Genomic DNA, 6,893 nt, shown 5'->3' with positions numbered 1-6,893 from the left:
GCGACAGCCCCTTTTGCATCTGGATTGGGTTGATTGCCATGACGACCACTCCACAAAAGAACGTTCGTTCACCTTAGGCCTTTTAAGTGGTTTGAGCAAGGAGATTGAGCAAGAGACATAATCAGGTAAAGTTATGCACTACATCATTATTTATACCCTAAGCGCCAGAAAGAATGAACGCTTACGAAGGTGCAGACAGAGGCCAACGCAGCGCAGACCCAGCAAGGGATGCACTGCATAAACGGCTAATCCATAAACTTAATGCGTCTTTCTGCTCGGGCAGGTATCACAGCGTTTTGTACATTCGATTTTATCCAGTGACTGACTCAAGGCACAGACAGAGCGGCGGCAGGCTACAAAACGGATATTTTCTTCATGGGCTAATTCACGGTAAGCACGCATCACATTGTGGCTTAAAAAATCAGTAAACAAGATCAGGAGATCCGCGCCTTTTAAGCTGGCTGGCTTGCGCTGATGCGCGGCATTACGCCCTGAAACGTGTTTGTGCACTTTTATGCCATAGCTCGACAAAAGTTCGGGAATATTACCCAGCACATCTGCGCCAACTAAATATGCATTCATCACATGACCTTGATTAAGAGAAGTTAAATTGATTCTCCTACAATTGATAATGATTATCAATAGCATTTTTATTACAAAACAATCGTAAGTGCATGCAAACTGTAAGGTAAACAGCTGCGCATTTGTCCTTTCGATAAAAAAATCAAAATAAATCATTTATATAGACGTCATTTTTTTCATACATGCATTTGAAAGTGATCTCCTTCAAGCTGTCTTTCCTCCTAAGCCTTCTCTGCCCTTTTGTAAAATATAAGGTGAATTACCTAGTAAAACAAAGCAGAAACAGGACACATTCACATGAAATACAACACCTTGAAACAAATTCAACACGTCTCTCAATAAATTAATGTTGCACTGCGATAAGATCAAAAGCGGTCTTATTGACACAGGCCAATATTCAAACTGACATAAGCCTCCATTGTTTGCCCATTGCCCTAATCACCATGAGGAAACAGATATGTTAATTGCCATTCCCGCCGAAGTGCTGCCCGGGGAATTCCGGGTTGCTGCAACGCCGGAGACAATAAAAAAGCTGATTAAAGCCGGGCATACCGTCAGAGTTGAGAGCAAGGCAGGCCAGCACGCCGCCATTACCGATACCGCCTATACCGAGGCCGGTGCAGAAATTGCGCCAAACCCAGCAGCGCTTTACCAAGGCGCTCAACTTATTCTTAAAGTTCGTGCCCCTCTGGCACATGAACTTCCACTGCTCCCTGAACGTGCTGCCCTTGTCGCCTTGTTTGATATTCATCGCTACGATCATTTAGACGCACTCAATGCCAAACAAATCAGCGCCTATGCACTGGAGCTGATTCCCCGTATCACCCGTGCTCAATCCATGGATGTTTTATCCTCGCAAGCCAATATTGCGGGCTATCGTGCCGTATTGCTGGCCACACAATACTATCCGCGCTTTATGCCCATGCTGATGACTGCGGCAGGCACGGTTAAGCCCGCGCGCGTACTGATTCTTGGGGCCGGGGTGGCCGGGCTGCAAGCCATTGCCACCGCAAAAAGGCTGGGGGCGATTGTTGAAGTTTTCGATGTGCGCCCCGCTACGCGTGAGCAAGTGGAGTCACTGGGAGGAAAATTCATTGAAGTGGCACTTAATAACGATGAAAAAGCCGCCGCAGAAACATCCGGCGGCTACGCCCGTGAGATGTCTGACGATTACAAATTACGCCAGAGCCTGCTTATAGACAGCCAGGCACGCCTTGCCGACATCATCATCAGCACGGCACAAATTCCCGGCAAAGCAGCACCGATACTCATCCCGGCAGAAACCGTAGCTGGAATGAAAGCGGGCTCGGTGATCATCGATCTGGCCGTAGACAGCGGCGGTAATTGCCCGCTATCTAAGAGTGATGAAGTAGTCCATAGCGAAAATGGCGTCATTATTGTGGGGCACAGCAATCTGGCCAGCTTGCTGGCGGCCGATGCTTCCGCGCTCTATGCCCGCAATATGCTGACTTTCTTAAGCCTGCTGCAAGATGCTGAGGGCGCTTATGCTCCGCATAGCGACGATGAAATCATCAAAGCCACGCTGCTCAGCCATCATGGCGAGCAATTATTTGGCCGTGCCCCTGCTCACGCACAAGGCGCGATTGCCTCACATACAAGCCAACCCACTGCCAACGCATAAGGAGTAAGCCATGTCGATTGAATCTTTAGCCGCCTCTGCCGTTGCAGAGGCCAGTAGCCACGCGCTGGCTGCCGACCCTTTTATTGGCAGCCTGACTATTTTTATTCTGGCGATTTTTGTGGGTTATCACGTGGTATGGAATGTCACCCCGGCCCTGCATACCCCTCTGATGGCCGTTACCAACGCCATCAGCGGCATTATTGTGGTGGGTGCCATGCTGCAAGTCGTGGATATCAATGCTCAGGAAATCAGCGTGACCAGCGTACTGGGCGCTGTGGCCATTTTTCTGGCCAGCATTAATATCTTTGGCGGGTTTTTAGTCACACAGCGCATGCTGGCGATGTTTAAAAGGAAGGGCAAATAATGCAAAACTTAACTGCCATTCTTTATTTGGTTTCGGCTGTGCTATTTATTTTGTCGCTTAAAGGCCTGTCGTCCCCTGTTTCGGCCCGGCGAGGCAATTTATTTGGCATGCTCGGCATGGCCATTGCCGTTGTCACCTCATTTTTTGTAGCGGATAAGCCCGTAGTCTGGCTGATTTTAGCCGCCATGTCGGCCGGTGCCGTGGTGGGCGCTTACAAAGCAAGAACCGTGGCTATGACCGCCATGCCGGAGCTGGTGGCGGCCATGCATTCTCTGGTTGGCCTTTCTGCCGTGCTGATTGCCATTGCTGCGATTTTTCATCTGGGCGTCAGCCACGGCAGCATGCAAGAAATCGAGCTTTTCATTGGTGCATTTATTGGTGCAATTACCTTTAGCGCCTCAGTGATTGCCTATGGCAAGCTTTCAGGCAAATTTGGCGCAAGGGCGATTAACTTTAAGGGCCAGCACGGTTTAAATCTGGTACTTGCCCTTACCATGCTGGGTTTTGGCGCAATGTATGTGCTTGCAGACAGCCAGTCAGCTTTCCTGGTTATGGTTGGCATTGCACTCGCTCTTGGCGTGCTGCTGATTATTCCCATTGGCGGTGCAGATATGCCGGTGGTGGTGTCGATGCTGAATTCTTATTCAGGCTGGGCGGCTGCAGGGATTGGTTTTACGCTGAATAACCCTGTACTGATTATTGCCGGGGCCTGCGTTGGCGCATCGGGTGCAATCTTGTCGTACATTATGTGTAAAGCCATGAATCGCTCTATCGTCTCGGTGCTTTTAGGTGGCTTTGGTGCCGCCGTGGCCGAGGCTGGCCCTGCCGGATCAGCACAGAAAAACTACCGCTCCGGCAGTGCCGACGATGCAGCCTTTCTGATGGAAAACGCAGAAAAAGTCATCATCGTTCCCGGCTACGGCTTAGCCGTTTCCCGCGCCCAGCATGCCTTGCAAGAGCTAAGTGATTTGCTGACTGCGCGCGGCGTGGACGTTCGCTACGCCATTCACCCTGTTGCTGGCCGAATGCCAGGGCATATGAATGTGCTGCTGGCCGAAGCCGAAGTGCCTTACGACAAAGTGGTGGAAATGGAGGAAATCAACAGCGAGTTTTCCACCGCCGATGTGGTACTGATTATTGGCGCAAACGATGTGGTTAACCCTGCGGCCAAAAATGATCCGGCCAGCCCGATTTACGGCATGCCGATTTTAGAGGCCTATAAAGCAAAAACCGTGATGGTGGTGAAACGCTCAATGAACGCAGGCTACGCCGGGCTGGATAACGATCTGTTCTATATGGACAGAACCATGATGGTGTTTGGCGACGCTAAAAAGGTTGTTGAACAGATGCTGCAGGCGGTGCATTAAGCTTTGCAGGGGGGGCACACTTTTGTCCCCGCAAACAAAAACGGCCCGGAAATCATCCGGGCCGTTTTATTTACTCGCTCAAACCATCAAACCGTCGCAGGTTTATCCAAAACAGGAGCGGGCTGAGCTGCAACTTCAGGCTCTGTCTCTTCCGGCAGGACATCCTGCTCTGCGCCCAGCTCGTTTTCCCATTTGCAAACCACACCCGTTGCCACGGCATTACCAAGTACATTGGTGGCAGAGCGGCCCATATCTAAGAAATGATCCACGCCCAAAATCAGCAAAAGGCCCGCTTCAGGGATATTAAACTGTGACAGAGTTGCGGCAATCACCACTAAAGATGCACGCGGCACGCCCGCCATGCCTTTTGAGGTAAGCATCAGAATCAGCAGCATCATAATTTTTTGCATCAGCGTCAGCTCAATACCATAGGCCTGAGCAATAAACAGCGTGGCAAAAGTGCAATACATCATCGAGCCATCAAGGTTAAACGAGTAACCAATCGGCAATACAAAGCTGGAAATTTTCTTATTACAGCCAAATTTCTCCAGCTGCTCCAGCGTTTGCGGGTAAGCCGCTTCACTGCTGGCAGTGGTAAAGGCCAGCAGGATGGCACCGCGGATACGGCGTAATAAGCCAAACACACGCGTTTTAAGGAATAAGAAACCCAATAGCGTAATCACGCACCACAACACAAAAATGCTTGCGTAAAAACCGGCCACAAATTTGCCATACACCGCCAATACTTCAATCCCTTCCTTGGCAATCACGGCAGCCATCGCGGCAAAAACAGCCACGGGTGCAAAATTCATGATGTAGGTAGTGATCTTGAGCATGACATGGGCAACCACATCGATCACATCAATCAAAGGTGTGGCACGCTCACCTAAAGCTGCGCCCGCTACACCAAAGAAAATAGAGAACACAACAATTTGCAGAATTTCATTCTTGGCCATTGCATCAAAAATGCTGGTCGGGAAGGCATGGTGCAAAAAGTCTTTTAAATTCATCGCGCCTTTCACGATGCCACTCTCAGTACCCGCTGCAGGCAAGGCCAGATTCAGCCCCACTCCCGGCTCCAGCAGCGTCACCATCACCAAACCCAAAACCAGCGAGGTCAGCGACATAAACATAAACCAGCCCATGGTCTTTAAACCAATCCGGCCAATGGCACCGCTATCGCCCATTCTGGCAATACCTACCACCAGTGTTGAGAACACCAGCGGGGCAATAATCATTTTGATCAGGCGCAGGAAAATATCGCTAAGCAGCGATATATAAGAGGCAAAAGATGCCAGTGATGCGGAGTTATCCGCGTATTGGTTCACTGCATAGCCACAGATAATCCCCAGCACCATGGCCAGGACGATAAACAGGGTTAAATTTTTAGACTGCATCAAAGCTCTCTGTATTCTTAGCAAGCAAATCAGTACAAAACGGCTGGCCACCCTGCTTATTCAGCGGGCGGCATGATAAGGTCTCTTTAAAAAAGAGACCGCAGGGAGCGGATTCCATTCAGATCTGAAACTTACTTAGTTTTCTATTTTTAATTGGTGAAAAGTTCTCATTCTCACCATGCGCCTTAAATTTCACGCCATTACACCGCAAGTCTTACTAATTAGCATGTGCATTATTTACACAGAGAAAAGATAAGCGGCACTTTCAAGCGACTCAATTGTGCTGAAACATGCCGCCAAAACACTTATGCAGACTGGGCTTTCAGCCAGTGACTCAGTATTTTGCGGGAGGGGAAAAACTGCTTAAACAAACCCAGAAGTGTTGCACTTCCAATCATGGCCAGCACCAGCCATGGCAGCTCCGGCATATTTAAGCTGCGGGCGTTATCCAGCAAAAAACCACCGCCGGTATAACCAAACAGCCCGCCAACAGCGAGGCCGATACGGCCCATGCCCATATAGCTGGCACGCGCTTCTGATTGTGCAAAGCTTGCCAATAGTGCTTCTCTGGCCGGCTCGGTAATTAATGTGCCCAGATAAAAAAACGTCAGCACCGCAAATGCCCCAACGATACCGCTCACTAAGGCCATGGCGGCCATGCTGGCCGTCATCAGCGTAATGCCGGCCAATACCCGTACCTGCAAACTAAAGTAACGCTCTCCTAAACGAGCCAAAGGATATAGTAAGCAAAGTGCAAGTACAGCATCAAGGCTATACATCCAGCCTACCGCTTGTGCTGTACCCGCAAGCTGCTTAATCACCACCGGCAAGAGCAGCATAATTTGCACACAGAGCACGTAATAGCCGCTTAAGGTAAACACAAAAAAGAGAAAAGGCTTATCGGCCAAAACGACACGAATCGCTGTTATTGCCGATGTTTTTTTAGCAGCCACCCTGTAAGCGGGCAAAAACACCGCATTCAACAGCCCCACCAGCACAAAGACGGCTGAACCGCCCATACCTACCCAGAAAAAATCAAACGCCAGCAGCCACGAGCCCAGTAAAGCCCCGAGCATGGCACCTGCGCTTTCCTGCATCATCAGTAAGGAATAAAAACGGTTGCGCTCATGCGGGCGGGTTAATTTAATAATCAGCGCGCTCCTTGGCGGATCAAACAAGGTGCCGCCAAGACCCGATAAAACACAGGAAAAAATCAGAATCCCAGGATGAGTCGCCACGGCCATGACGGCAAAACCCGCGGCACGCAGCAACATACCCGACACAATCAATGGCCTGGCCCCAAAACGATCCGCTAAAGAGCCGCCAAGCAGGCCCAGGCCCTGCTGAGATAATTGCCTGATGCCCAAAGCCAGCCCAACAGCCGCTGCTGCCCAGCCCAGCTGATCCACAAAATGCAGGCTGATTAAGGGGAAAACCAGAAAAAACCCACAAACACCCAGCATATTGTCCAGCATAATAAAACGCCGCCCCAGCCGCCTTGCCCGCTCTGCCCCAGCCATTTTGCATCTCCCTGATGATTA

6 protein-coding genes are annotated in these 6,893 nt (G+C 50.1%); 3 read left to right on the top strand and 3 right to left on the bottom strand.

Features of this window, described 5'->3' with window-relative positions:
- Positions 1 to 258: 258 nt before the first annotated feature.
- Entirely contained in the window at positions 259 to 582 is a 324-nt protein-coding gene (locus CSQ88_RS16570) for a DUF2325 domain-containing protein (RefSeq protein ID WP_099399198.1), read from the bottom strand.
- A 457-nt stretch (positions 583 to 1,039) separates the two neighbouring features.
- On the opposite strand from CSQ88_RS16570, the gene CSQ88_RS16565 reads away from it, so the two are divergent.
- From CSQ88_RS16565 to CSQ88_RS16555, 3 genes are read left to right on the top strand one after another with little or no spacing between them, the layout of a single operon-like run.
- Positions 1,040 to 2,224: a Re/Si-specific NAD(P)(+) transhydrogenase subunit alpha gene (locus tag CSQ88_RS16565; protein ID WP_099399194.1), complete on the top strand. Its 1,185-nt coding sequence runs from the start codon at positions 1,040 to 1,042 to the stop codon at positions 2,222 to 2,224.
- A 10-nt stretch (positions 2,225 to 2,234) separates the two neighbouring features.
- Entirely contained in the window at positions 2,235 to 2,588 is a 354-nt protein-coding gene (locus tag CSQ88_RS16560; RefSeq protein ID WP_099399193.1) for a proton-translocating transhydrogenase family protein, read from the top strand.
- Positions 2,588 to 3,955 (top strand): NAD(P)(+) transhydrogenase (Re/Si-specific) subunit beta, encoded by a 1,368-nt coding sequence (locus CSQ88_RS16555; protein WP_099399192.1) that lies wholly within the window; start codon positions 2,588 to 2,590, stop codon positions 3,953 to 3,955. The genes CSQ88_RS16560 and CSQ88_RS16555 overlap by 1 nt, the downstream gene beginning before the upstream one ends.
- A gap of 86 nt (positions 3,956 to 4,041) precedes the next feature.
- Here CSQ88_RS16555 and CSQ88_RS16550 read toward each other — a convergent pair whose 3' ends face one another.
- Positions 4,042 to 5,352 (bottom strand): dicarboxylate/amino acid:cation symporter, encoded by a 1,311-nt coding sequence (locus CSQ88_RS16550; protein WP_099399191.1) that lies wholly within the window; start codon positions 5,350 to 5,352, stop codon positions 4,042 to 4,044.
- Between the two features lie 305 nt (positions 5,353 to 5,657).
- Positions 5,658 to 6,872 carry a multidrug efflux MFS transporter MdtH gene (mdtH, locus tag CSQ88_RS16545; protein WP_099399190.1) on the bottom strand — a complete coding sequence of 405 codons (1,215 nt, stop codon included), beginning with the start codon at positions 6,870 to 6,872 and terminating at the stop codon, positions 5,658 to 5,660.
- Between the last annotated feature and the right edge of the window lie 21 nt (positions 6,873 to 6,893).

Source organism: Iodobacter sp. BJB302 (genome assembly GCF_002735645.1).
Lineage (GTDB): Bacteria > Pseudomonadota > Gammaproteobacteria > Burkholderiales > Chitinibacteraceae > Iodobacter.
Note: the sequence above shows the minus strand (reverse complement) of the source record. Positions and strands in the feature narration are given on the sequence as shown.

Bases quoted from the DNA above. Each gene is read 5' to 3' on its own strand.
- CSQ88_RS16555 (WP_099399192.1), top strand. From the start codon at position 2,588: ATGCAAAACTTAACTGCCATTCTTTATTTGGTTTCGGCTGTGCTATTT.
- CSQ88_RS16550 (WP_099399191.1), bottom strand. From the start codon at position 5,352: ATGCAGTCTAAAAATTTAACCCTGTTTATCGTCCTGGCCATGGTGCTG.
- CSQ88_RS16565 (WP_099399194.1), top strand. From the start codon at position 1,040: ATGTTAATTGCCATTCCCGCCGAAGTGCTGCCCGGGGAATTCCGGGTT.
- CSQ88_RS16560 (WP_099399193.1), top strand. From the start codon at position 2,235: ATGTCGATTGAATCTTTAGCCGCCTCTGCCGTTGCAGAGGCCAGTAGC.
- CSQ88_RS16570 (WP_099399198.1), bottom strand. From the start codon at position 582: ATGAATGCATATTTAGTTGGCGCAGATGTGCTGGGTAATATTCCCGAA.
- mdtH (WP_099399190.1), bottom strand. From the start codon at position 6,872: ATGGCTGGGGCAGAGCGGGCAAGGCGGCTGGGGCGGCGTTTTATTATG.